Raw genomic sequence first — 23,910 nt, 5'->3', positions numbered from 1 at the left:
AGCGGGCTTAACTGCCATGCAGCGTCAGCACCAGGGTTCTGCCGCTGGCGTGATCGCGGTGCTCGCCCAGATAAATACCCTGCCAGGTGCCTAAGTTCAGCCGCCCTGCCGTGACCGGCACCGTCACACTGCTGCCTAGCAAGCTGGCTTTCAGGTGGGCCGGCATATCATCCGGGCCTTCATCGGTATGTTGGTAGTAAGGCTCATTTTCCGGCACCGCCCGGTTGAAAAAACGTTCAAAATCACCGCGCACGGTCGGATCGGCATTCTCATTGATGGTCAGAGATGCCGAGCTGTGTTTAATAAACACATGCAGCAGCCCCTGCTGCACCATCGCCAATTCCGGTAGCGCACGGATAACATCCTGCGTGATCAAATGAAAGCCTCGCCGATACGGGGATAACCGAAGTTCTCGTTGAATGTAGTGCATTATTGTGTTGCCTATGGTAACTAGCTGGTTCGATTTTAAGTCAAAAAAAGACCTGCCGCAGCAGGTCTTTTTAGTTGTGCAGGTGCTAATTACACCGCTTGCTGAATAATCACATTGTCCGCTTTTTTGGTGTACTGCGGCATTTTGTGGAAATTCAGGTAGCGGTAGGTATCGGCCGCTGTCGCATCGATCTGCTTGGCGTAGTCCAGATACTCGGCAACGGTTGGCAAACGACCAATGATGGAGCTGACCGCAGCCAGTTCGGCAGACGCCAGGTAGACGTTTGCGCCCTGACCCAAGCGGTTCGGGAAGTTCCGGGTAGAAGTAGAGACCACGGTGGAGTTCTCTGCCACCCGTGCCTGGTTACCCATACACAGCGAGCACCCTGGCATTTCGGTGCGGGCACCGACTTTGCCGTAGATGCTGTAATAGCCTTCGTCGGTCAGCTGAGCCTGGTCCATCTTGGTTGGCGGAGCAATCCACAAACGGGTTGGCAGCTGGCCTTTGTGTTTGTCCAACAGCTTACCGGCAGCGCGGAAGTGACCGATGTTGGTCATGCAAGAGCCGATAAAGACTTCATCAATCTTATCGCCAGCCACTTCCGACAACAGACGGGCATCGTCCGGATCGTTCGGTGCACAAAGAATCGGCTCTTTGATTGCGCTCAGGTCGATTTCAATCACTTCGCTGTACTCGGCATCGGCATCGGCTTCCATCAGCTCTGGCTTGGCCAGCCATTCTTGCATCGCCTGAATACGACGTTCGATGGTGCGGCGATCGCCATAGCCTTCGGCAATCATCCACTTCAGCATCACGATGTTGGATTCCAGGTACTCGGCAATGGAAGCTTCCGACAGCTTGATGGTACAACCGGCGGCAGAGCGCTCTGCAGAGGCATCGGACAGCTCAAACGCCTGCTCAACGGTCAGGTTTGGCAAGCCTTCGATTTCCAGAATACGGCCAGAGAAGATGTTCTTCTTGCCTTTTTTCTCCACCGTCAGCAAACCTTGTTGAATGGCGTAGTACGGGATCGCATGCACCAGGTCACGCAGGGTAATACCCGGCTGCATCTCGCCTTTAAAACGCACCAGCACCGACTCTGGCATATCCAGTGGCATCACGCCGGTTGCTGCCGCAAAAGCGACCAGACCAGAACCTGCCGGGAAAGAAATACCGATCGGGAAGCGGGTGTGTGAATCACCACCGGTACCCACGGTATCTGGCATCAGCATGCGGTTTAACCAGGAGTGGATAATGCCATCGGCCGGACGCAGCGACACACCGCCACGGTTCATAATGAAATCAGGCAGGGTGTGGTGCGTATCCACATCCACCGGCTTTGGATAGGCTGCGGTATGGCAGAATGACTGCATTACCAAATCAGCCGAGAAACCCAGACAGGCCAGATCTTTTAGCTCGTCACGGGTCATAGGGCCAGTGGTATCCTGGGAGCCGACCGTAGTCATCTTAGGCTCACAGTAAGTACCAGGGCGAACACCCGCTACGCCACAGGCTTTACCGACCATTTTCTGCGCCAGGGTGAAGCCTTTACCGCTGTCGTCTTGCGCGCTTGGGCGACGGAACACCGTGGATGGTTCCAGCTTCAGGAACTCACGGGCACGGTCGGTCAGGCCACGGCCGATGATCAATGGGATACGACCACCCGCTTGTACTTCATCCAGCAACACTTCGGTCGCCAGGCTAAATTCAGCCACCACCTCGTCGCTGCCATGACGGCACACTTTGCCCTGGTAAGGGTAGATATCAATCACATCGCCCATATTCAGGTTGGATACATCCACTTCAATCGGCAGCGCGCCAGAGTCTTCCATGGTGTTGAAGAAAATCGGGGCAATCTTGCCGCCCAGTACGAAGCCACCACCGCGCTTGTTTGGCACGTAGGGAATATCGTCGCCCATAAACCACAGCACCGAGTTGGTGGCGGATTTACGCGACGAGCCGGTACCGACCACATCACCAACATAGGCCAGTGGGAAACCTTTTTCTTTCAGGGCTTCCAGTTGCTTGATCGGGCCACGCACGCCCTGCTCTTCCGGCTCAATGCCTTCACGGCTGTTTTTCAACATTGCCAGCGCGTGTAGCGGGATATCCGGCCGTGACCAGGCATCCGGTGCCGGTGACAGGTCGTCGGTATTGGTTTCACCGGTGACTTTAAACACTGTCAGGGTAATTTTTTCTGCCAGCGCAGGTTTGGCTTTAAACCATTCCGCTTCGGCCCAGGAGGCCAGGACTTGCTTAGCAAAGGCATTGCCCGCTTCAGCTTTGTCGGTGACATCGTGGAAAGCATCAAAAATCAGCAGCGTGTGCGACAGCGCTTTGGCAGCCAGCGGTGCCAACGTAGCATGGTCCAGCAGGCTGATAAGGGGCTCAATGTTGTAACCACCCATCATGGTGCCCAGCAACTCAGTGGCGCGCTCTGGGGTGACTAAAGGGGATTTGGTCTCGCCCTTAGCGACCGCAGCTAAAAAGCCGGCTTTGACATAGGCAGCTTCGTCCACGCCAGGTGGAATACGGTTTTCCAGCAGCTCGACCAGAAAGGCTTCTTCACCCTGAGGTGGATTTTTCAGCAGCTCGACTAAGGCTGCCACTTGTTCAGCATTCAGCGGCTTGGCCGGGATGCCTTCTGCCGCGCGCTCGGCGACGTGATCACGATATTCTTGTAGCACTGTAATGTCCTCTTGGTCGTTGGTGACGCTGCATGGTTCAGGCCGGAACTGCGCTGCCTGCTGGCGTCGACTCTGGAATTGTACCTGCGTGATTATAAGAAATTAGCTGCCGGATTAACATTCGCCTGCAGTCGTATCCGGTTATAGCCGGTATAAACTGGCTGAATAAAATGGTTAGACCAGTTGTAGCATGCTTGCAGGGCGTGTTGGCACGAAAACAGGCAACCGCATTGCGATTGCCCGTTAACCGATGAAAGTATAACAGAAAATGATTACCAAATCTTGACGCGTTCTTCCTCAGGCAGATACATGGTATCGGTTGGCTGTACATCAAAGGCCTGGTAAAACTCCGGGATATTCGGCAGTACACCAATCACCCGGTAGTATGGCGGTGAATGTGGGCCGGTGCTTAACTGACGGCGCAGGGCTTCTTCGCGGAAGTTGGCACGCCAGATTTGCGCCCAACCGATAAAGAAACGCTGCAAGCCGGTAAAGCCATCCAACACCGGTGCTTCTTCACCGCCCAACGACAGTTTGTAGGCACGCAGTGCCACCGTCATGCCCCCCAGATCGCCGATGTTCTCGCCAAGGGCCACATCGCCATCGACAAAGACACCAGGGAAAGGCTCAAACTGGCTGTACTGGGCACTTAAGCGGGCACCCAACTGTTGGAAACGCTCCAGGTCTTCGGCAGTCCACCAGTCACGCAGATTGCCATCACCGTCGTACTTGGCCCCCTGATCATCGAAACCATGGCCAATTTCATGGCCAATGACAGCGCCAATGCCACCATAGTTGACCGCATCATCGGCATTCATATCAAAGAAAGGGGGTTGCAAAATAGCGGCCGGGAAGACAATTTCGTTCATCACCGGGTTGTAGTAGGCATTTACGGTTTGTGGCGTCATAAACCATTCGTGGCGCTGGATAGGACCACCCAGTTTCCCAACCATTTGATCATAGCCACGGTGGCTGGCGCGAATGCTATTGCCAACCAAATCATCGGCTTTAATGACCAACTCCGAATAATCTTCCCACTTATCCGGGTAACCAATTTTAGTCGTAAAGGTACTGAGCTTTTCCAACGCCGCGACCTTAGTAGCTTCCGACATCCATTCCAGTTCTTTGATCGACTCGCCAAACGCCAACAGCACGTTTTCTACCAACTCTTCCATCCGCGCTTTGGCGGCTTCGTTAAAGTGCCGCTCGACATACAATTGCCCTACCAGCTCACCCAGTACGCTGTTGGTAGTATCGACCGCCCGCCGCCAGCGAGGTTGCTGCTCTTCGACCCCTTGCAGTGTCTGGCTGTAAAAGGCAAAACGCCGATCGGCCACGGTTTCGCTCAGCTGCGGAGCGAAGCTATGGATGGTGCGGTAGGTCAGATAGGCCTGCCAGGTCGCCAGGTCGGTATTGGCAATGATGTCCGACAAGCCAGAGAAATACGATGGCTGTGCCACGATCACATCCTGCTCAACAGGTACGCCAAACACAGTGGCGTAAGCAGCCCAGTCAAAGTTACCAAGCAGAACGCTCAGTTCCTTTGCTGTTTTCTTGTTGTAAGTTTTGTCGGCATTGCGGCTATCCAGCCGGCTCCAGTGATGCTCGGCCAGCGCATGCTCAAGCTTCAGGATTTGCTCGGCGGCTTCAGCCGCATCCGCCACGCCTGCCAGGGCCAGCATATCCGCGACATACTCCTGATAGGCTGCTTTTAAACGCAGCGAGTCGTCATCCTCGTTAAAGTAGTAATCGCGATCCGGCAAACCTAACCCGCCCTGAAACAAATACACTCCGTACTGGGTCGACTCACGGGCATCGTTATTGACGTACCAGCCAAACAAACCAGCTACGCCATCACGTTGCAATTCCGCTTGCACCTGACCTAACTGTTCGGTGGATTCCATAGCAGCAATGCGCTCCAGTAAAGGCTGGATTGGCTGAATACCAAGTTGGTTCAGCCTGTCCTGATCCATAAAGCTGTTGTAGAAGCTGGCCAGCTTGTGCTCATTCGAACCTTCAACCAAATCGGTGCGGGCTGCCACGGCTTCGATAATGTCCAACACTGCTTGCTGTGCTTGCTGATGCAAAATATCAAAAGAGCCGATACGTGAGCGATCGGCCGGGATAGGGTTATTTTCTATCCATTTGCCATTGACGGCATAGTAAAAGTCATCCTGTAAGCGCACGCTGCTATCAAAATTTTCCAACTCTACCCCAGAGGTTAACGCCACCTGAGCAGGAACAGTCGCTGTGGTTGATTCATTTGCCGGTACGCGTTGCTGGCCATCGCAGGCAGCCAAACCCAGTGCCAATGCCACACTGGCTGCCAGCACACTGATTTTCTTTTTCATCGTGGTAAGATCCTGTGGTCGAAAGTGGTTATCGCTATGCATAGTACGAAGCCCTTGCTGCAAGTGCAAACATGTTTTGTAACAAAACCTGACAACCCTGTTACCCTTTTGCCGGCATTGCCTGACAAGCTCGGCTCCGTTACAGTATTAGCCAAATAACAAAGCATCCCCAGATGCACCCAGCATGAGAAACCACCCACTATGAACCCAACCCATCAGGCCCTGCCCCGGCCTACCCCATTGCACCGCTGGCTGGTGCTGCTATTTGTCAGCCTGGCGATGTTTGGCAATTACTATGTCTACGACTCGCTTGGTCCGGTGATTGATTTACTGCAAAGCGATCTGGGCTTTAGCAATCAGCAAACAGGCTTTCTGATTTCCATCTACAATCTGGGCGCCATCGCAGCGCTGTTGATTGGCGGTATTATTATCGACCGTTACGGCACCAAGCGCGCTTTGTTGCTGTTTGCCAGCATTTGTCTGCTTGGCGCCATTATCACGGCCATCAGCCCCCGCTATGAAATCATTGCCAGTGGTCGTTTGCTGCTGGGGCTAGGCTCCGAGCCTTTGATTGTGGCCGCTACCACCGTGCTGGCCAAATGGTTTAAAGGCAAAGAGCTGAGCTTTGCCTTTGGCATCAATTTATCGCTGTCACGCTTAGGATCGGCTTCGGCCGATTGGTCGACCAACTTTGCCAGCCCGCTGTACAGCAACTGGCAGGACCCGCTGTGGCTTGCCACCGCCTTTGCCGGTATTTCGGTGACGGCTGCCATGCTGTACTGGCTGCAGGAAAAACGCTGCGAAGGGCGCTTTGATCTGGGCGCCACCGGCCAGACCGACAAACTGAAATTCAAAGAGTTATTTTTCTTTGGCCAGCGCTACTGGTTTATTGTGGCGCTTTGCGTGGTGTTTTATTCCACCATTTTCCCGTTCCGTACCTTTGCTATTATGTACTTTCAGGAGGCGCATGGCCTGGCGCGGGAAGCTGCCGGTATGCTGAACAGCATGATGATGGTATCCGCCATTATTGCCACCCCGCTGTTTGGTTTGCTAATCGATAAAGTCGGCCGGCGTGGTCTTTTTATGACGGTTGGTTGTCTGATGATGCTGCCACTGTTTCTGGCAGTCACCTACCTGCCAGCCGGCGCACCGGTGATGGTGTTTGGCAGTAGCATTCCACTGACCTTGTTGCTGGTGATGCTGCTGCTTGGCTGCGTCTTTTCGCTGGTACCAGCGGCGATGTGGCCTTCGGTGGCTTATACCGTCGATCAGCGCCGTTTAGGCACCGCCTATGCCACTATGACGCTGTGCCAGCAAATCGGCTGGTCCATCGTGCCACCGGTAATTGGCTATCTGAATGATCTGAATCAGGCCAGTGCCGACAATGTCGCCGGCTATGCGCCTGGTATGTGGTTTTACACCGGCCTGGCCGTCACCGGTCTGGTGTTTGCGCTGTTGTTATGGCGTCATGAAAACAAACCGATGGCCACACCAGGCCATCACCAGGAAACCGCCGCCGAGCACCAGCACCCGGGCTAACGGGGATAAAAATAATCAGCAGGCCTGCGCCTGCTGATTACAAACCATTCAGTACCAAAGCGGCCAGCAAGCCCAGCAGGCCGCCAAAGAAACCACCCCACACCACCAGCCAGCCCAGATGCTCTTTGATCATCTGCTGCAGCATCTGCTTCACCAGCTCAGGCGTGAGCTCATCCAGTCTTGCTTCGACAATGGTTTCAATGTGCTGCTGAATTTGCTGCATCTGCTCTGGGCGTTCCAGTTGCAGTAAGACTTGCTGCTGGAAGGCATCGGAGTCAGCAATCTCGGTCAGAGCAGCTTTGAGTTCTTGTATAAAGGGCTCGCGCAGTGGCAGCAGCACTTTTTTACCACCCACCATCATCAGCATCGAGCCAAAGGACGACTCTTCCACCACCTTCAGCAGTGCATCAAAAGCCGGATCCAGCTCCACCTGTTCGATAACCGGGCCAAGCTCCAGCTTCATCGGCTCGCCGTATTCATTTTGCTGATGCAAAAAACGGTCGATGTTGTCGCTGCTAAAGAACTGCGTCATCAACAGCTGCTGCAGGCTTTGTTTGAGCTGCTCAAAGCGGGCCGGGATCACGCCGGAGCCATAAAGACCAGGTACTTTCTCAAACAACATATGCACGGCCAGCCAGTTGGTCAGACCGCCGGACAAGGCAAATAAGCCGGTGGTAAGCAACCAGGGCTGCGCCAGACCAAAACCAGCGATGGTGATCGCCAGCGCCACACCATTGGTCAGCATACTTTTGTTCATCCAAATATCTCCTAAACGTTAAGCTGCAAACCAGGTTAAAAAGATAACCAAACCTATCCCCAAGGCCAGCCGGTAAATCACAAAGGGCAGCATACCCATCCGGCTAATGATTTTTAAGAACAAATGAATGCACACCAAGGCACTGAAAAACGATAGCAACATGCCCATACCAAGCGCCGGAATGTCGTAAATCTCCGGGTTTTTAATCAATTTGCTGGTCTGATAAAGCCCAATCAGCACAATAATAGGAATGGACATTAAAAACGAAAAGCGGGCGGCACTAGCACGATCCAACCCCATCATCAGGCCGGCCGTCATGGTAATGCCAGAGCGCGACGTGCCCGGAATGAGCGACACCGCCTGCGCCACCCCAATCACCAGCACCTGACGCCAGCTTAAATGCATCACATCGGTTTGCTGTTTAGCAGTACGGTCGGCGTACCAGAGCAAGCTACCAAAAATCAGCGTGGTGCAGGCAATCACCCAAGGCGAGCGCAGCACGGTTTCAATCAGACCGGAAAACAGCAAACCTGCCAGCCCTGCCGGTATGGTCGCCACAATCAGCATCCATCCCAAAGTGCCATGGGTGCTTTGCTGGCCGCGCAAGGAATTGAACCAACCCAGCAGAATCTGCCCCACATCGCGGCGAAAGTACAGTACCACCGCTGCCAGAGTGCCAACATGCACGGCGACATCAAAAGCCACCCCCTGATCTTCCCAGCCTAAAATGGCCGAAGGCAAAATCAGGTGCGCCGAAGAGGATATAGGAAGAAATTCAGTAATGCCCTGAATAATGGATAAAATTAGGATTTCTATGGTACTCACTTAGTCTTCACTCCATGAAAAAGGCACCGTCCACAGTTTTTGCTGTTTCGGGTAATGTTGCCACAATTGGCGGTAGCTTTGCCCGGTGACCGGATGGATTTGATCCGGCACCAACTCTGCCAACGGCAGCAGTACAAAGGCATTTTTGGTAATTTCATCACGCGGAAGTTCAATCGGCTGCTGACAAATAATCTGATCGTAGGTCAGCAAATCCAAATCCAGTGTCCGACCGGAAAAACGAGCCACATTGCGCTTACGGCCATGACGATCTTCAATGCCTTTAAAAAGCTCAACGCAGGCCTCAATTGATAAGTCGGTGTTGGCACCGACCACCAGATTGTAAAAAGGCTCGCCGTCAAAACCGACCGCCTCACTTTCGTATACAGAGGAAATTTGCAAGGAGCCAAACGCTTGTTTCAGCTCACGGATAGCGAGCCGAACATGCTTCTCGCGCTCAATATTGCTGCCAATGCTGATTAGAATAAAGGCCATCAACCAGCCTCCCGTTCAATGCATACACCCACCGTTTCAGCTGTAGGTACTGCCCCGGGCTTACTGACAGTGACCTGAACCCTGTTGGTAGCAAAATTTTGTAACAACAAAGCAGCCACCCGCTCTGCCACGGTTTCTATCAGCTCTATGGGTTCGCGCTGCACCAGCTCGGTCACCTGGGTCGCGATCACACTGTAATCCAGTGCTTGACGGATATCGTCGCTGGCAGCAGCCCGGCGGGTATCGCACTGCAGCTCCAAATCCAGCTCCAGCCGCTGTTGGATGGACTTTTCCCACTCGTACACACCAATAACCGTATCGATGCACAATTTTTTAATAAAAACAGTATCCATCAGTTCATTCCGCAGCAGGTTCAGGGTAAGATGAAGACAGAAGCCAATTGGGTAGATTGCCGCCACCTTAAGATCAGGCGAGGCCGATCTTATCGTAAAAAGCCAGGCTGAGGAACCGCATTGATGACACCTATGATCCTGACACTTATGTTGCTGGCATATCTGCTGGGATCCATCTCATCGGCGGTGCTGATTAGCAAGCTGTTCCGGCTGCCAGATCCCAGAACCACCGGCTCCAACAATCCGGGCGCCACCAATGTGTTACGCTCTGGTGGTAAATTGCCAGCGGCCCTGGTCTTACTGTTCGATATTCTTAAAGGTACCATACCCGTTTGGGGCTCGTATTTTCTGGGCATTGAGCCCATTTATCTGGGTCTGATTGGTATTTGCGCTTGCCTTGGCCACATTTACCCGCTGTTTTTTGGTTTTAAAGGCGGTAAAGCTGTCGCCACCGCGCTAGGTACCATGATGCCGATTGGACTGGATCTAACCGGCCTGTTACTGGCAACCTGGGTACTGGTGTTGGCAATCAGCGGTTACTCATCACTGGCGGCTATTATCACCGTTGGACTGGCACCGGTATTTACCTGGTTTATCAAACCGATGTATACCCTGCCGGTACTGATGCTCAGCGTGCTGATTATTGCCCGCCATCACCAAAACATCACCCGGCTGCTGCGTGGCAACGAAAGCCGGGTTTGGGATAAAGATAACAATCTGAAAGAGTAGACAAGGCTTAAAGTGGCGACAACTGCTGCATCGGCCAGCGTGGCTGCACGGCAATGGCCAGGTCCTGCTGCTGCCCTGCCAGCAGGCGCTGATGCCCAGCCAAGGCAATCATGGCACCATTGTCTGTACAAAACTCTTTGCGTGGATAAAAGACCCGGCCACCACGTTGTTGCAACAAAGCCGCTAATTGTTCACGCAGCGAAGTATTGGCACTGACCCCTCCCGCTACTACCAGTCGATTTAAACCTGTTTGCTCCAGTGCCCGTTCGCACTTGGCCACCAAAGTATCGACTACCGCCTGTTGAAACGAAGCGGCAATATCGGCCCGGGCACTGCTATCCGTGCCGGCTTTTGCAATTACGTTAGCCGCGGCAGTTTTCAGGCCGCTAAAACTAAAGTCCAACCCGGGCCTGTCCAGCATCGGTCGTGGAAAACGGTGTGCTGCCGGGTTGCCTGCTGCTGCCATCTTCGCCAACAAAGGCCCTCCCGGATAATCCAGTCCCATCAGTTTGGCAGTTTTATCAAAGGCTTCACCAGCGGCATCATCGATCGACTCGCCCAACAACTGATACTGACCAATGCCGGCCACCGCAACCAACTGGGTATGGCCACCGGACACCAACAGCGCCAGAAAAGGAAAGGCTGGCGGCTCAGCCTCCAGCATCGGTGCCAGTAAGTGGCCTTCCATATGATGCACACCTATGGCTGGTTTTTGCCAGGCAAAAGCCAGGCTACGGCCAATGGAAGCGCCCACCAACAAAGCTCCCGCCAGGCCCGGCCCGGCAGTATAGGCCACACCATCGATATCACTGGCACTGCAATTGGCTTCTTTTAGTGCAGCCCGGATCAGTGGCAGCGTTTTGCGGACATGGTCACGCGATGCCAGCTCTGGTACCACACCGCCATAATCGGCATGCAGCTTGATCTGGCTATACAGCTGATGGCTTAATAAACCAAGTTTAGTATCGTAAATGGCAATGCCCGTTTCATCACAGGATGTCTCAATTCCCAGTACCCGCATCGTTACCTCCGGCCGAAAACCCGCGAATTGTACTGGGATCCAGGATAAATCACCAGCGATCCACAGAATCCCTTTACAAGGGCCCCGGCTTTTGAGTAAAATGCGGCACCATTTTTAATCGTATTGGTCGCTGACTGACCAGATAAACCGAGGTGAGAATTTAATGCCTGTTGTTAAAGTAAAAGAAAACGAACCCTTTGACGTAGCTTTGCGTCGTTTCAAGCGCTCTTGTGAAAAGGCTGGCATCCTGGCTGACGTGCGTGCAAAAGAATTCTACGAAAAGCCAACCTGGATTCGTAAGCGTAAGAAAGCAGCTGCGGTAAAACGCCACGCTAAGAAGCTTTCTCGCGAAAATGCACGTCGTATCCGTCTGTACTAATTTGTACTAAAGACGTCACAGCGACGGCTGCGTTTCATTGCCTGGCAGGCAGCTGCTGTTTTCAAACAGCTTTTGATTGCAATGAAACGCCCCCCAACTCTTGATTGTTAGAATGCAAAGAGTCGGGAACTGGCATATGCTGACCACACCGTGCTTTCAGGCACGGTTTGTCTTTTTCTGAGCAAAGTGAAACTATCCAGTGGCCGGACAGATCCCGCGACAGTTCATTGATGATTTACTGGCTCGAACCGACATTGTCGAGTTGATCGATCAACGTGTGCCTTTGAAGAAAAAAGGCCGGAATCATTCTGCCTGCTGCCCTTTCCATAACGAAAAAACGCCCTCTTTTACTGTCAGCCAAGACAAGCAGTTTTACCACTGTTTCGGTTGTGGAGCACACGGCAACGCCATCACCTTCTTGATGGAGTACGAGCAACTGGAGTTTCCTGAGGCCATTGAAGAACTGGCGGCAATGCATCATCTTGAAGTGCCACGCGAAGGCGGTGGTCCTGCCCGCCCCAGTGGTCAGGCCGATGATTACGAACTGATGCAAAAAGTCAGTAGCTTATGGCAACAGCAATTGCAGCATGGTCCTGCCAGTGCACAGGCGCAAGCCTACTTAAAGCGCCGGGGTTTAAGTGCCAACACGGTACAGAAGTTTGGTATTGGTGTCGCACCGGATAGTTGGGATTTTGTGCTGCGCCAGTTGGGCAAGGACAAGAAAGTACGCGATCAGTTAGTTGAGCTGAAACTGACCAGCCGCAATGAGCAAGGCCGCGAGTACGATTTTTTTCGTAACCGGTTGATGTTCCCCATTCGTGATCGCCGTGGCCGGGTGATTGCTTTTGGTGGCAGGGTATTCGATGACGGCACCCCCAAGTATCTGAACTCACCGGAAACCCGCTTGTTTCATAAGGGCCGTGAACTCTATGGCTTATTTGAGGCCCGTCAGCAGCAGGAACGACTGGAGCAGGTGCTGGTAGTCGAAGGCTATATGGACGTGGTGGCTCTGTCGGAGCAAGGCATTGATTTTGCTGTCGCCAGCCTGGGGACTGCGACGACCAGCGACCACATGCAAACGCTGTTTCGCTATTGCCGCTCCGTGGTCTGTTGCTACGATGGTGACCGTGCCGGCCGCGATGCTGCCTGGCGTGCTTTGCAAAATGCTCTGCCACAGTTAAAAGATGGTGTGGAGCTTAAATTTGTTTTTTTACCGGATGGCGAAGATCCGGATAGCATGGTACAACAAGAAGGCAAAGAGGCTTTTCTAGCGCGTGTTGCCGCAGCCGCCAGCTTGCAGCATTATTTCTTTGAGTACCTGCTGACACAACACGATGCCAGTTCCGATGCTGGAAAATCAGCGCTATTGGCAGAAGGAAAAGCTCTGATCGGTCAGATCCCCAGTGAGTTTTACCGGGAACAACTCAGTGATAAGCTGCACAACCTGATTGGCAAGCCCAAAGAGGCCAAAGCAGCTCCGGGCAAAGGTATAACCGCCCGTTATCTGCCCAAAGCACAAAGCATGACCCCAATGCGCCGAGCCATTGCTTTATTACTGCAATACCCGGCGTTGGCCAACAGCATACCGCAAGCACAAGAGCTGGCAGGAGCCCAGTTACCGGGCTTTGATTTATTGCTGGCATTGCAACAAAAAATCCTGGAAATCCCCGGGGTTCGTACTGCTCAGCTGTTAGAGCATTGGCGGAATAGTCAGGAATATCCGATACTCAATAAACTGGCAGTGTGGGATCCTCAACTGGAACCCGAGCAAATCGAGCCAGAATTTGTGGATACCTTTGCCGCGATAGAAGATCTTTATCTGCAACAACGCCTGGAGGCGCTGGAGCGTACAGCCAAACTGCAAAAGTTGACCTCTGTAGAGCAACAGGAATACGTATTGTTACTTACAGCACTAAAAAGCAGAAAACCGCGATCGGCACCCAGCTAATTGCTGGCTAGAAATGCCGCAGTTTGTTATAATTGCCAGTTCGCAATTCGTTTATTAATTAACTTGAGTGGAAGCATAGCCTCTATGGAGCAAAGTCCTCAGTCGCAACTCAAACTCCTGATCTTGAAAGGTAAAGAGCAAGGGTACCTCACCTTTGCGGAAGTCAATGACCACCTTCCACAAGACATTATCGACTCGGAGCAAATCGAAGATATTATCCGCATGATCAACGACATGGGGATCCAGGTGTTTGAATCCGCCCCGGATGCCGATGATCTGATCATGGCCGATGCCGCCGCCGATGATGATGCCGCTGAAGAAGCTGCTCAGGCGCTGGTCAGTGTCGATAAAGAACTCGGCCGCACCACTGATCCGGTGCGGATGTACATGCGGGAAATGGGCACCGTCGAGCTATTAACCCGGGATGGCGAAATTGAAATCGCCAAGCGCATCGAGGATGGCATCAACCAGGTACAAACCTCGGTTGCGGAATATCCGGAAGCTATCACCTACCTGCTTGAGTTGTGGGATAAATTCGAAGCCGACCAGATGCGACTGAGTGACATCGTCACCGCATTCGTCGATCCGAATGAGCTGGATGAAGCACCGGTAATTGCAACCAACATTGGTTCAGATGTGCCGGAATCCAACAACGACGATGACGACGATGACGACGATGATGACGACAGCGACGATGCCGATGATGGTGATAGCGGTCCGGATCCGGAAGTTGCCCGCATTAAATTCGGTGAATTGCGTCAGCAATACGATGTTACCCGTAACTCCATTGTCAGCAATGGCCGTGAGCACGACACCACCAAAGAAGAGATTCTGAAGCTGAGTGAAGTGTTTCGCTGTTTCCGCCTGGTACCGAAGCAATTCGATCGCCTGGTCAAAAACATGCGCGAAATGATGGACCGGGTGCGGGTGCAGGAACGTCTGCTGATGAAGCACAGCGTCGAACATGCCAAAATGCCGAAGAAAGCTTTCGTAAAAGCCTTCACTGGCAATGAAACCTCTACGGCCTGGATCGATGCTGAAATTGCAGCCAAAAAAACGCACTCTGAAAAACTGAGCGATTTCAAAGACGATTTGTATCGCTGTGTTGAAAAACTGAAGAAAGTTGAGGAAGAGACTGGCCTTAGCATTACCAAAATTAAAGACATCAACCGTCGGATGTCCATTGGCGAAGCCAAAGCCCGCCGGGCGAAAAAGGAAATGGTCGAGGCCAACCTGCGTCTGGTTATTTCGATTGCGAAAAAATACACCAACCGTGGTTTGCAATTCCTTGATCTGATCCAGGAAGGCAATATTGGTCTGATGAAGGCCGTCGATAAATTCGAATACCGTCGTGGTTACAAGTTTTCGACCTATGCCACCTGGTGGATCCGTCAGGCCATCACCCGCTCCATTGCTGATCAAGCCCGTACCATCCGTATTCCGGTGCATATGATCGAAACCATCAACAAGCTGAACCGGATCTCCCGGCAGATGTTGCAGGAGATGGGCCGGGAGCCAACACCGGAAGAATTGTCCGAACGCATGCAAATGCCAGAAGACAAAATCCGCAAGGTGCTGAAAATCGCCAAAGAGCCAATTTCGATGGAAACCCCGATTGGCGATGATGAAGATTCGCATCTGGGCGACTTTATCGAGGATACCAGCGGTGAATCACCACTGGACTCAGCCACGATGGAAAGTCTGAAAAACGCCACCAACGAAGTACTGGCCGGCCTTACCGCCCGTGAAGCCAAAGTACTGCGGATGCGGTTTGGTATCGACATGAATACCGATCACACCCTGGAAGAAGTCGGCAAACAGTTCGACGTTACCCGGGAGCGGATCCGGCAGATCGAAGCCAAGGCATTACGCAAACTGCGCCACCCATCGCGCTCGGAAGTGTTAAAAAGCTTCCTGGACGAGTAAATACCAAAGGCGCCTACCCGGCGCCTTTTACTTTTTGCAGAAAAAATAACCGCTTGATAGCAATAAGCCAGCAAAGTCAGATGACAACGGCAGCAAAACTTTCTATACTGCAAGCCGTTTTTGCTTAGCAAGAATGTCCACACCATGGCCCTATAGCTCAGTTGGTTAGAGCGCTCGACTCATAATCGATCGGTCGCTGGTTCGAGTCCAGCTGGGGCCACCATTTTTAAAGGCTTGTCGTTTTACCCGGTTTCCTGAAAATAGCTCGGTGCTACCTCTGTGCTACCGAGATACTACTAAACAAACTACAGCCTGTAAAACGTTAGGATAACCACCAAATCAAACTGGTCCGATGTGTTGACCGTCAACTATAGTTTATACTGTCGTTGTTAGCGTATAAACAGGACTCGAGAGAGTGCGCTAATGTCGCCTTATTAGATTAAGGTTACCGCCCAAGAGCGTGATACCCAAAGACCCTGATTAAACTAAAAAAGCGCCTTTGGCGCTTTTTTAGTTTCTAGCGTTTATGTACCTTAATTGGTTTATTTGCTTTCGTGTTGTATGCAATAACAGAAAATCGAATCTTACCAGCCTTTGGGCTACTTCCTCTGGTTCTCAGGTAAGCAGATTGAACGTATAGCTGAAGATCGACACCTTTCTCTTTTGACTTCATGAGCGTAAAAAACACTTCATACTCCGAGCCTGAAGTGCTCCTGATTCTTAGAAAATTTTGTCGCCCCGTATGGTATACATGCCCTTCATCCAGGTTTTCAATGACCTCGTTCAGAAGCTTCGACCACTCGTACCTATCGAAACAAAAAGTTCTTATTTCTCTGTCGTCTGAATAATCCAGCTTAGGCTTTGTCTCATCCCTCATCACAGTAAAACAATGCAAACTATAAATAACCCTAATCCGATAAGGTATAGCAGGCTTAGTGTCTGTTGCAGCTTGTTCATAGAGCCATATTTTGGGATGTAGATGTTCAAGACTAAATTCATTCCCCTGATGTTGAAACGACTTCCAATAGATCACACGCTAACCTCGGTGACGTTGGGGAAAAATACCGCAAAACTCTTCATATACAAGCTACCTATGCTGTTTTTGTATTTCTGTCTCAACGCGAAGATTATCATGATCTAGAATTAACACTCTATGGCCATCAAATACCGCTAGACTTTTAGCTGACACCGTTACGATCTTACCTTCAGCAATCAAGTCAGTACCAGAGAAAATCCTGGTACACCTTGCTTCAGGATGATCGCATTGAACAAAAGCTTTGATTTCATCAGCTGCCCGATTAGCCCCTACTGTGTAACTATTAAGTACCACTAAAACAGCAAATGATATTATCGAAATAAACACTAGCGGCACTCCTACTCCAACCCCTGCAATTAAAGTCGGAACCATTATCCAGCCAAAATGCTCCTTGCCCCGATATTTCTCTTTCAAACGTTTCTTCCAAGATACCACTTGGAAGCTTAATTCATACATGCCATATAAAATGAAGCCATAAAGAAAAACAAATACACCTGCAGCCATGATCGTTGAAGCACTAGTTGTCAGTTTTAGCACAACAGAAAAGATATGTATGAAGAATAAGAAAAATTTCACCATCGCTTGAATGAGTTATCGATGGGTATATTGTCGGTCAGTTACACAAACTGGTCGTTGTCGTACACCACCAGTTTAGTTGATCACTGTAATTTACTCCTGTTGCCAAGCCTGAACGAGTCCTTGCAGGCGAGTTTGGGTTATCCCTAATAATCAGGAGAGTGATATGAAGAAAAACCAAATATTTACCAAACTGGCAATTGTCACTGCCATTGCAGTTGCTTTAAGTGCTTGCGGTGGTGGTGGCAGCTCTGAACCAGCGCCACCATCGCAAGGCGTGACACCACCTCCTCAAGGAGTGACACCACCGACAGCGCGGTTTTTAACAGTGTCGGGAAAAGCAATAGATGGTTACATAGTAGGAGGTACAGTATTTTTAGATATTAATGGCAATGGAATAGCTGATCCTGACGAACCACAAAAACTTACTGAAGAAGCCGGAGATTACTACTTGGAGATCCCGGAAGATTTTGCTGAGTGTGTTGCATATTCTGCTTTGATCGTCGATGTGCCTGTCGGTGCTTTTGATGAAGATCTTGGAGAAGTAACTGAAGCTTATCAAATCATATTACAGCCCACCTTTGAGCCGATTACAGAAGCAGATTTCAGGGACGGCCTTACACGAAATATTTCTCCGTTAACCACGGTGGTTTGGGAAGCTATTGAGCGAAGCTACCCACGAACCATAGAGGAAAAGCACTGTCACTACCTTAAAAACCATGTGGAAGAAGTACAAACACTGAAAAATGAAATCGAAGAAACCGTTCGTGGGCTTGTGTCATTCTACAATCTATCCGCTGATCGGCTATACGCTGATTTTATCGCAGATAATGACTCAGTGGCTTATCATGCCGCACAAGATATCATGCAAGGTCTTAAAGCCGCATATCGACACAAAACGGAATTAAGGAAAACCTATCCTACAGCAAATGAAGTTCGCGTGTTTGTTTATCGTAGCACTCAGCATGATGAATATTTTAACGTTAGCAATGGCTGGTATCGCGATGAGATTATCTTTCTAGGTAGTGAAGATTTTATTGAGAGAGTCAAACTAGTAGACTCTCCAAATTTGGATGAAGTGGATTTTGTTCTTGCAAAATTTCATGAGTTAGGACAACCATGGAATGATCAGTCACTGAAGGGTTGGTTGAGTATTCGGCAAGACACCTATCGAGACCCTGACGGTGGCTATCGTTGCGGTAATATTGAGCGAGTCAGTTTTGACTTTGAACAAACTCATTATGAATTAGCAAACATTGTCCCGACCGTCAGCTTTCCGGCTCTGGAACAATGTGTAAACAATAATTTTGAAATGCCCTATGAGCGAGGATTATCCATTCGTATAAATGAGGAAGATGGCGGATCTACTGGCGCTGAATTTTCTTTCAGAGAATCACAACCTGTTTTCTTCGACTTGCCTGATTGGATTAATGTTAAAGAGAAGCCAACTTTGCCAGCTACAGAGCTTATGCAGTTTTTTGACTTATTGGGTTATGAGTACGACAGCGAAGTACGGGTAAGTACAGAGTATTGGCGTAAAAGTAAAATTCAAAATGGTGTCGCCATTCACAAATATTCGGATGGCCGCTGGGAGCGGGAAACTGAGTTAGACGATGGTACCCGCTTATTTGAATGTAGTGTTGACGGTCAGAGTTGGCAACCATGTGACTAATACTCTGGTACGAACTGGAAGTTTTTACCCTTCCAGTTCGCTCATTTTAAATAACTATCATTCTTACTAAAGCGACTGGGCGAACTCTGATGGTGTCTGCTGAAAAGCCAACTTGAAACATTTACTAAAGTGGCTTGGAGATGCAAAACCAACTAAATCCGATACCAAGGCAACAGGTTTCCCCTTCAACAAATGCTCTTTAGCCCGATGCAGTCGGTACTCACGAATATACTCAACCGGTGTTTGGTGCAGCAGCGCTTTGACCTTGCGCTGCAATTGCCGATCACTCATTGCAAGATGTGTTGCCAGTGAAGCTGTATCCAGCTCGGGATCTGCGAAAAGAAGCGCAACAAGGCGCTCCAGTCTGGTGAGAAACTCTAACTCACGCTCTGGTAATGCATTTTTTAAACGGTCTAATGGTAACCTCCCGCCATTGCTCAAAACGACCCTGTAACGCGTCTGTACCACATTACGAATTTTCAACAGTAATTCTGCCGCAATAAAGGGTTTGGTCAAATAATCAACTGCCCCTAGCTGTAATGCATCAATTTTGGCTTCACTGGCTTTAATTCCAGATAAAAACATTACAGGAATATGGCTGGTACTCTCCTGAGCTGATAATTCTTTGAGCAGGCTTAAACCATCAAGCTCTTGCAACAATACATCGGTAACAATTAAATCTGGAATGTCATTGCAGGCTATCTCAAATGCTTGCTTGCCTGTTATGGCTTCTAGCACCCGGTAATCTGGTTGCAGTAATCTTACAAGAAACCGTCTAAGCTCATCATTAGGCTCGACGATTAAAACCAGTGGATTAAAATTATCTGCATCATTATTAAGTCTGGCCAATTCGTGAAGGTTAAATTGGGTAATTTGCCGCTCCGCAGGGTGCTCTCCATTAACCAAGCGCTGTTTAGCTGACAAAGTGATTTCAATGGTCAGGAAAGCCTCAGATTCAGCTAGGCTGGCATCTGCATTTAAAGAGCGCATAAGCTTTCGGATTTGTTGAAAATCAGTATCCGAGAATGCTTTAGCTCGAACTCCAGAAGTAACCTTAAAAACAACCTTTAAACTGTTTTCATTGGCTTGTGCAGTCACCACAACAATCGGTGACACACAGTGATTCAGTATGCTTAACAACAGATCATCGATAGCAGCGTTGAATACTGCCAAATCGGCTGTAACTATTGAGCAACTGCTGAGATCCCATCGTAAACTACCGCGTAAACTCGTAAACATCGGCTCATAAGCAATCAGGTGCTTAATTAATTCATCTTCGGCTAGAAAGTTTGGTATGTGAGTTCTTTTCGCTTCTTTTGTCGTCCCCAGATAGCTCAACACTGGGGAGCCAGTAAACCTGTACGTCATTTCAAGTTTTCCGGTTTTTGTTATGGTTTTTAGCAGTCGTGTTATATCAATAGCACCAGTAGCAAACCAACGCCACAAAAATTGATGTCGACATAGTAGGTAGGCCCTGTTAAAGCTCATAAAGTGCAGGAGGGATATGTGCGTACAAAAGAGCTTAGTCTGCTCGCTTTAGCGCCTGTTCAGCTGGTATGCTGCTCAGTAGTTTCGTTTTCAACCGTGAATACCCTATGAAAATTATCGCTAAAAGCCTGGCTAAAGGCCTGGCCATTATTCTGCCCATTGTCATTACCATCGAGCTGATCCGCTGGTTGCTGGTGACCATTGAGTCCAGGCTGGCCCCGCTGCTGGAGCTGGTGTTACCGCCGAGCTGGTATCTGCCAGGCATGGCGATTGCCGCCTTTGTGCTGCTGTGTGTGGTGATTGGCTTTAGCGCCCGCTGGCGCGGTTTTGACTGGTTGTGGCAGTTGCCCGGCAAGCTGCTGCTCAAACTGCCGGGTACCAAGCAAATCTACGGCATGCTGCAGGATTTAATGGATGTGATGTCGGGCAAAAACTTTGCCGATGAGTCGGTGGTGATGGTCAAACTGCCGGGCACAGATATAGAACTAATTGGTATCGTCACCAAAAAAGGTGGCCTTGATGGCGATCGCATGTCCTCTTTAATGAATGACGAACAACTGGCAGTGTTTATCCCAATGGCCTACAACGTCGGCGGTTACACCATCATCGTACCGCGCAGCTGCACCCGCAATCTGGAGATGAAACCAGCCGAAGCGCTGCAGCTGGTGTTAAGCGGCGGCCTGGGCTCGAATGGCAGCAGCAAGCCTTAAGAAAGGCTAGGCTTCGCGCAAAAAGCGCTGCCGGATAGCCCCGCTGACTGCGGTCAGTGGCACGATGATGCTAAGCTCATAGGCCAGGCCAAAATCCTCATCCAAGGCGGCATCGTCAAACCAGATACCGTTGCCCACACTTAAATACGACTGCAAAATGGGCGGCAGACGGCAACCATAGGGTTTGAGCAGTTGCTGCAACTGCCGGATACGCCCGTCTGGGCCCAACTCTACCCAGCCGCGACACTCCAGCGTGTGTGCTGTTGCGTAATTCAGACCGTTTTTTGCCATCATCATCGGCTGCGTCGGAGTATACAGCTGCTGGCAAAACTGCACCATGCAGGCAATGGCTTGCTGGCCCAGGCTTTGATAGAGCGAAACATTGCCAAAAAAGTACTGCAGCTGCGGGTGGATGCGGGCCAAGGCTCCCAGCCCGGCCCATAACGCAAAGAAACCCAGGGTACGGGCCTTAGCACTGGTATTGACCACCGAGCGGCCCAGCTCAATGCCATAGGGCAACACCTGGCTGCAAAAAGCCTTGCTGTAATCAAACAGCTGGCTGGTACGCAGCAAGGCATGGCCATGCTGAGCTGCTTGCCAGCCTAACTGGTAGCGGTAAATGGCCACCAACTCCAACCTGGCCGGATCCCACACCAGCAACTGGTGATAGGCATGCTCGCCATAATCCAGAGCATCCAGATCCCGCGCTAGGTTACGGCCGGCGCCGGCACTGCGAAACATCAATTCGCGCAAACGGCCAATTTCCAGCATGGTCACTGGCATGCTGGCAGCCTGAGCGCTGAATACCAGCAAACCGCGAACGCTGGCAATCGGCTTTAACTGTGCCAGCTCCTGTGCAATCAACTCAGCCGGCTCGGCGGCTGCAACTGGGCTTACCATCGGCATCGGGTTCCTCCTGATAAATAGTGGGTAGTTGATAGCAACGGCGTTTCAACCAGGCGATACGCTGCCGATCGGTATCGGCCAGAGCGTCCAGCTCAACGGCATGCATCGGAATATCGACATACAGTCGTGGTGTACGATTGGCGGGCTTTAGCATTTCCCGCACCAGCAACAGCATTTCCAGATTGGCCTGGATGCCCAGTCTGGTGCGCAGCCAGGCCAACGTATAGAACCAAGTCGAATTCTGACTTTGCAGATGCAGCACTGTCAGGCTGCGCTGCTGCCGCCTGGCCAATGTCACCGTCAATTTGGCCCAGTTGCCATCGTCCAACTGACCTTTGCCGCCCTTTCTGGCGGTACGACCAGCCGGAAAAATCAACAGGGGTGCGTCGCTGGCAAAAGCAGCCTGCACCCATGGCAGCGCATCTTTAGGCTTAGCAAATACCGGGATCGGCACCATGCGCCCGGCCAGCTGCTGCACTTCGGTCAGCGCTTCGTTGGCCAGTACCTGCAAATTTGGATAGCGCTTTTGCAACACACTGATCAGCAGCAAACCATCGATGCCGCCGGTGGGGTGATTGCAGACAAACACCGGCCGACTGCTGCTCACAGGCCAGCGGCAGGCAATGATGTCCGGGCGAAGCCGAAGGCACTGCAGCGCCACATCGAAAAATCGCTCGGCTGGCTGCTGATTCAGAGGCTGCAGCCCCTGATTGAATGGTTTTTCCGCCAACAGCCAGCGCAATAAAGCCCACTGCCAACCGGTGAGCTGGTCAGCCAGCGCCGGGCTGTAACGGCGAAACAAAGCCTCTACATCCAACCGGCTGCTAAAGGAGCGTTCTGCCAGCAACTGCTTACGCAGTGGCAGCTCCAGACTGTGGCTGTCACCGGCCTGATGCATGGACGGATGTCCATCCCAATACTGCATGCAGATGCTACCCGCTTTAATGGTCAATTGCGTGATGCTGACCGTTTGCACCAGGCTGCGCTGCATGGCGATGCCGCTAAAAGCGCCGAAAGGTGCGGCTTTACGATGCAATCGCTGCAGGGTTTGCAGTGACGGTGAGCGGGCCATTACCCGTTGCCAGTGCCAGGCTCTGAGCCTTGGGATCAGCCCGGATAAAGCACTGGAGCTGGATAAAGGCGAGCTTGGTGCCAGCTGCTGGCGAAGCTGGCTGCCATCCCAATGCCACAGCAGCGGCTCCTGTTGCCCAACAAAGAGCAGCAAGCGAAAAGGTGCATAGCAGCCTAGTTGCTCTGGCTGCAACATAGCATCCAGCGCCTGCCAATCAAGGCTGTGCGCCAGTGCCTTTAGCAGCAATCCCCGACTGCGGCGAATGCCAGGTGCCGGCTGATAAGCGGCGGCATAATCGTTGAGCAGGCAAAAGACCTGGCCCTGGTCGTTGGCGGCCACCCAGCTGCCACCACCGTCTGGATCGATGGGCATGATGGCGTCCACACCTTGCCGGCTAATACGCTGGGGTGCATGCGCCCGGGCGCGGTTTTTTCGCTCATCCCGGTTGAACAGGATATGCAGCTGTCCTTGCTGGTACCACCAGCTTAGGGTGCACATCGTTTGTGATACTCTCGGGTCGAGCTGTGTACGCCGGCTTCTGCGGGCCAGCTGTAGCCCCAGGGTTCCAGCAATGCATGGATCAAGGCCAGATGATGCACCGCATGACTGGCAACAAAATCCAGTTCGCGTTGCAAGCTGGTGTAGGTGGTGCCTTCGGCAAATTGGTAGCTCAGCCGGGCATCCAGCTCATCGGCTTCCAGGCACTGCAGCCAGGTTTGCAAGCGCTCTATCCAGTGCAGCGCTTTTCGCGGATCGTTTTGTGCGCCTTCATCGCGCAGCCGCAGCCGGTAATCCAGCTGATGACTGTCGGATGCCAGCCACAGCTGCTGATAATGGTCCAGCACATGACGGATATGCTTACCGACTGAAGGCTCACCGGGCCAGTCTTTGACCTGCCGGTAATGTTCAGGCTGCACCTGCCGTAGAATGATACCCAGCAAATCCAATTGGTGCAGGTTTTGTTTAATAATCAACATGCATTCTGTATCCAGTTGGTGTAGCTTACAATAAAG

20 protein-coding genes and 1 tRNA gene are annotated in these 23,910 nt (G+C 51.4%); 8 read left to right on the top strand and 13 right to left on the bottom strand.

Translation table 11 applies throughout. The features are described from left to right. Positions 1-7 precede the first annotated feature (7 nt). The 3 genes from QWF21_RS08000 to QWF21_RS07990 form a co-directional block, all read right to left on the bottom strand. Positions 8-430 carry a secondary thiamine-phosphate synthase enzyme YjbQ gene (locus QWF21_RS08000; RefSeq protein ID WP_330087514.1) on the bottom strand — a complete coding sequence of 141 codons (423 nt, stop codon included), beginning with the start codon at positions 428-430 and terminating at the stop codon, positions 8-10. Positions 431-519: 89 nt separating this feature from the next. Continuing rightward, positions 520-3,117, bottom strand: coding sequence for a bifunctional aconitate hydratase 2/2-methylisocitrate dehydratase (gene acnB, locus QWF21_RS07995; protein ID WP_330087513.1), 2,598 nt, complete (start codon positions 3,115-3,117; stop codon positions 520-522). Positions 3,118-3,389: 272 nt separating this feature from the next. Next, entirely contained in the window at positions 3,390-5,468 is a 2,079-nt protein-coding gene (locus QWF21_RS07990) for a M13 family metallopeptidase (RefSeq protein ID WP_330087512.1), read from the bottom strand. A 201-nt stretch (positions 5,469-5,669) separates the two neighbouring features. Between QWF21_RS07990 and QWF21_RS07985 the strand changes: the two genes are divergently transcribed. Further along, on the top strand, positions 5,670-7,007 hold the full coding sequence (locus tag QWF21_RS07985) for an MFS transporter (protein ID WP_330087511.1): 1,338 nt from the start codon (positions 5,670-5,672) through the stop codon (positions 7,005-7,007). A 37-nt stretch (positions 7,008-7,044) separates the two neighbouring features. On the opposite strand, the gene QWF21_RS07980 is transcribed toward QWF21_RS07985, so the two are convergent. From QWF21_RS07980 to folB, 4 genes are read right to left on the bottom strand one after another with little or no spacing between them, the layout of a single operon-like run. After that, on the bottom strand, positions 7,045-7,764 hold the full coding sequence (locus tag QWF21_RS07980) for a DUF445 domain-containing protein (protein WP_330087510.1): 720 nt from the start codon (positions 7,762-7,764) through the stop codon (positions 7,045-7,047). Between the two features lie 18 nt (positions 7,765-7,782). Then, the gene (locus QWF21_RS07975) at positions 7,783-8,589 is read right to left on the bottom strand and encodes an undecaprenyl-diphosphate phosphatase (protein ID WP_330087509.1); all 807 of its coding nucleotides are present in this window, start codon (positions 8,587-8,589) and stop codon (positions 7,783-7,785) included. Continuing rightward, a complete protein-coding gene (folK, locus tag QWF21_RS07970) occupies positions 8,590-9,081 on the bottom strand; it encodes a 2-amino-4-hydroxy-6-hydroxymethyldihydropteridine diphosphokinase (protein WP_330087508.1) in 492 nt (163 codons plus the stop codon). It abuts the gene before it with no gap. Further along, the gene (folB, locus tag QWF21_RS07965) at positions 9,081-9,434 is read right to left on the bottom strand and encodes a dihydroneopterin aldolase (RefSeq protein WP_330087507.1); all 354 of its coding nucleotides are present in this window, start codon (positions 9,432-9,434) and stop codon (positions 9,081-9,083) included. Before folB ends, folK begins: the two co-directional genes overlap by 1 nt. A 123-nt stretch (positions 9,435-9,557) precedes the next feature. Between folB and plsY the strand changes: the two genes are divergently transcribed. Next, positions 9,558-10,163 (top strand): glycerol-3-phosphate 1-O-acyltransferase PlsY, encoded by a 606-nt coding sequence (gene plsY, locus QWF21_RS07960; protein ID WP_330087506.1) that lies wholly within the window; start codon positions 9,558-9,560, stop codon positions 10,161-10,163. Positions 10,164-10,170: 7 nt separating this feature from the next. Here plsY and tsaD read toward each other — a convergent pair whose 3' ends face one another. Further along, positions 10,171-11,184 carry a tRNA (adenosine(37)-N6)-threonylcarbamoyltransferase complex transferase subunit TsaD gene (tsaD, locus tag QWF21_RS07955; protein ID WP_330087505.1) on the bottom strand — a complete coding sequence of 338 codons (1,014 nt, stop codon included), beginning with the start codon at positions 11,182-11,184 and terminating at the stop codon, positions 10,171-10,173. Positions 11,185-11,347: 163 nt separating this feature from the next. Here tsaD and rpsU point away from each other — a divergent pair, with 163 nt between their 5' ends. The 4 genes from rpsU (at position 11,348) to QWF21_RS07935 (ending at position 15,660) form a co-directional block, all read left to right on the top strand. Then, entirely contained in the window at positions 11,348-11,563 is a 216-nt protein-coding gene (gene rpsU / locus QWF21_RS07950) for a 30S ribosomal protein S21 (protein WP_091338499.1), read from the top strand. A gap of 199 nt (positions 11,564-11,762) precedes the next feature. Then, a complete protein-coding gene (dnaG, locus tag QWF21_RS07945; protein WP_330087504.1) occupies positions 11,763-13,511 on the top strand; it encodes a DNA primase in 1,749 nt (582 codons plus the stop codon). Positions 13,512-13,595: 84 nt separating this feature from the next. Further along, a complete protein-coding gene (gene rpoD, locus QWF21_RS07940) occupies positions 13,596-15,437 on the top strand; it encodes an RNA polymerase sigma factor RpoD (protein ID WP_330087503.1) in 1,842 nt (613 codons plus the stop codon). A gap of 146 nt (positions 15,438-15,583) precedes the next feature. Next, positions 15,584-15,660 (top strand) — tRNA-Ile (locus QWF21_RS07935). A gap of 864 nt (positions 15,661-16,524) precedes the next feature. Here QWF21_RS07935 and QWF21_RS07930 read toward each other — a convergent pair. Further along, positions 16,525-16,977, bottom strand: a complete 453-nt coding sequence (locus tag QWF21_RS07930) for a hypothetical protein (RefSeq protein WP_330087502.1) — start codon at positions 16,975-16,977, stop codon at positions 16,525-16,527. 238 nt (positions 16,978-17,215) lie between these two features. Between QWF21_RS07930 and QWF21_RS07925 the strand changes: the two genes are divergently transcribed. Beyond that, positions 17,216-18,721: a hypothetical protein gene (locus QWF21_RS07925; protein ID WP_330087501.1), complete on the top strand. Its 1,506-nt coding sequence runs from the start codon at positions 17,216-17,218 to the stop codon at positions 18,719-18,721. A gap of 66 nt (positions 18,722-18,787) precedes the next feature. Here the strand turns inward: QWF21_RS07925 and QWF21_RS07920 are convergent, their stop codons facing one another. Continuing rightward, positions 18,788-20,167 carry a helix-turn-helix domain-containing protein gene (locus tag QWF21_RS07920; RefSeq protein ID WP_330087500.1) on the bottom strand — a complete coding sequence of 460 codons (1,380 nt, stop codon included), beginning with the start codon at positions 20,165-20,167 and terminating at the stop codon, positions 18,788-18,790. Between the two features lie 149 nt (positions 20,168-20,316). On the opposite strand from QWF21_RS07920, the gene QWF21_RS07915 reads away from it, so the two are divergent. Continuing rightward, positions 20,317-20,919, top strand: a complete 603-nt coding sequence (locus tag QWF21_RS07915) for a DUF502 domain-containing protein (RefSeq protein ID WP_330087499.1) — start codon at positions 20,317-20,319, stop codon at positions 20,917-20,919. Between the two features lie 6 nt (positions 20,920-20,925). On the opposite strand, the gene QWF21_RS07910 is transcribed toward QWF21_RS07915, so the two are convergent. Genes QWF21_RS07910 through QWF21_RS07900 form a run of 3 tightly spaced genes read right to left on the bottom strand, consistent with a single transcriptional unit; the run spans position 20,926 to position 23,874 of the window. Next, a complete protein-coding gene (locus QWF21_RS07910; RefSeq protein ID WP_330087498.1) occupies positions 20,926-21,825 on the bottom strand; it encodes a GNAT family N-acetyltransferase in 900 nt (299 codons plus the stop codon). Beyond that, positions 21,785-23,395: an NRDE family protein gene (locus tag QWF21_RS07905; protein ID WP_330087497.1), complete on the bottom strand. Its 1,611-nt coding sequence runs from the start codon at positions 23,393-23,395 to the stop codon at positions 21,785-21,787. The genes QWF21_RS07910 and QWF21_RS07905 overlap by 41 nt, the downstream gene beginning before the upstream one ends. Further along, positions 23,383-23,874 (bottom strand): DinB family protein, encoded by a 492-nt coding sequence (locus QWF21_RS07900; RefSeq protein ID WP_330087496.1) that lies wholly within the window; start codon positions 23,872-23,874, stop codon positions 23,383-23,385. Before QWF21_RS07900 ends, QWF21_RS07905 begins: the two co-directional genes overlap by 13 nt. Positions 23,875-23,910 lie beyond the last annotated feature (36 nt).

Source organism: Alkalimonas mucilaginosa (assembly GCF_036327005.1).
In the GTDB taxonomy this organism is placed as follows: Bacteria; Pseudomonadota; Gammaproteobacteria; order Enterobacterales; family Alteromonadaceae; genus Alkalimonas; species Alkalimonas mucilaginosa.
The sequence above is the reverse complement of the archived record's forward strand: the minus strand, read 5'-3'. Positions and strand labels throughout refer to the sequence as shown.

Excerpts from the sequence above, each read along its gene's own strand:
- QWF21_RS08000 (WP_330087514.1), bottom strand. The coding sequence starts at position 430 with ATGCACTACATTCAACGAGAACTTCGGTTATCCCCGTATCGGCGAGGC.
- QWF21_RS07990 (WP_330087512.1), bottom strand. The coding sequence starts at position 5,468 with ATGAAAAAGAAAATCAGTGTGCTGGCAGCCAGTGTGGCATTGGCACTG.
- QWF21_RS07985 (WP_330087511.1), top strand. The coding sequence starts at position 5,670 with ATGAACCCAACCCATCAGGCCCTGCCCCGGCCTACCCCATTGCACCGC.
- QWF21_RS07980 (WP_330087510.1), bottom strand. The coding sequence starts at position 7,764 with ATGAACAAAAGTATGCTGACCAATGGTGTGGCGCTGGCGATCACCATC.
- folK (WP_330087508.1), bottom strand. The coding sequence starts at position 9,081 with ATGGCCTTTATTCTAATCAGCATTGGCAGCAATATTGAGCGCGAGAAG.
- folB (WP_330087507.1), bottom strand. The coding sequence starts at position 9,434 with ATGGATACTGTTTTTATTAAAAAATTGTGCATCGATACGGTTATTGGT.
- plsY (WP_330087506.1), top strand. The coding sequence starts at position 9,558 with ATGACACCTATGATCCTGACACTTATGTTGCTGGCATATCTGCTGGGA.
- tsaD (WP_330087505.1), bottom strand. The coding sequence starts at position 11,184 with ATGCGGGTACTGGGAATTGAGACATCCTGTGATGAAACGGGCATTGCC.
- rpsU (WP_091338499.1), top strand. The coding sequence starts at position 11,348 with ATGCCTGTTGTTAAAGTAAAAGAAAACGAACCCTTTGACGTAGCTTTG.
- rpoD (WP_330087503.1), top strand. The coding sequence starts at position 13,596 with ATGGAGCAAAGTCCTCAGTCGCAACTCAAACTCCTGATCTTGAAAGGT.
- QWF21_RS07930 (WP_330087502.1), bottom strand. The coding sequence starts at position 16,977 with ATGGCTGCAGGTGTATTTGTTTTTCTTTATGGCTTCATTTTATATGGC.
- QWF21_RS07925 (WP_330087501.1), top strand. The coding sequence starts at position 17,216 with ATGAAGAAAAACCAAATATTTACCAAACTGGCAATTGTCACTGCCATT.
- QWF21_RS07915 (WP_330087499.1), top strand. The coding sequence starts at position 20,317 with ATGAAAATTATCGCTAAAAGCCTGGCTAAAGGCCTGGCCATTATTCTG.
- QWF21_RS07910 (WP_330087498.1), bottom strand. The coding sequence starts at position 21,825 with ATGCCGATGGTAAGCCCAGTTGCAGCCGCCGAGCCGGCTGAGTTGATT.
- QWF21_RS07905 (WP_330087497.1), bottom strand. The coding sequence starts at position 23,395 with ATGTGCACCCTAAGCTGGTGGTACCAGCAAGGACAGCTGCATATCCTG.
- QWF21_RS07900 (WP_330087496.1), bottom strand. The coding sequence starts at position 23,874 with ATGTTGATTATTAAACAAAACCTGCACCAATTGGATTTGCTGGGTATC.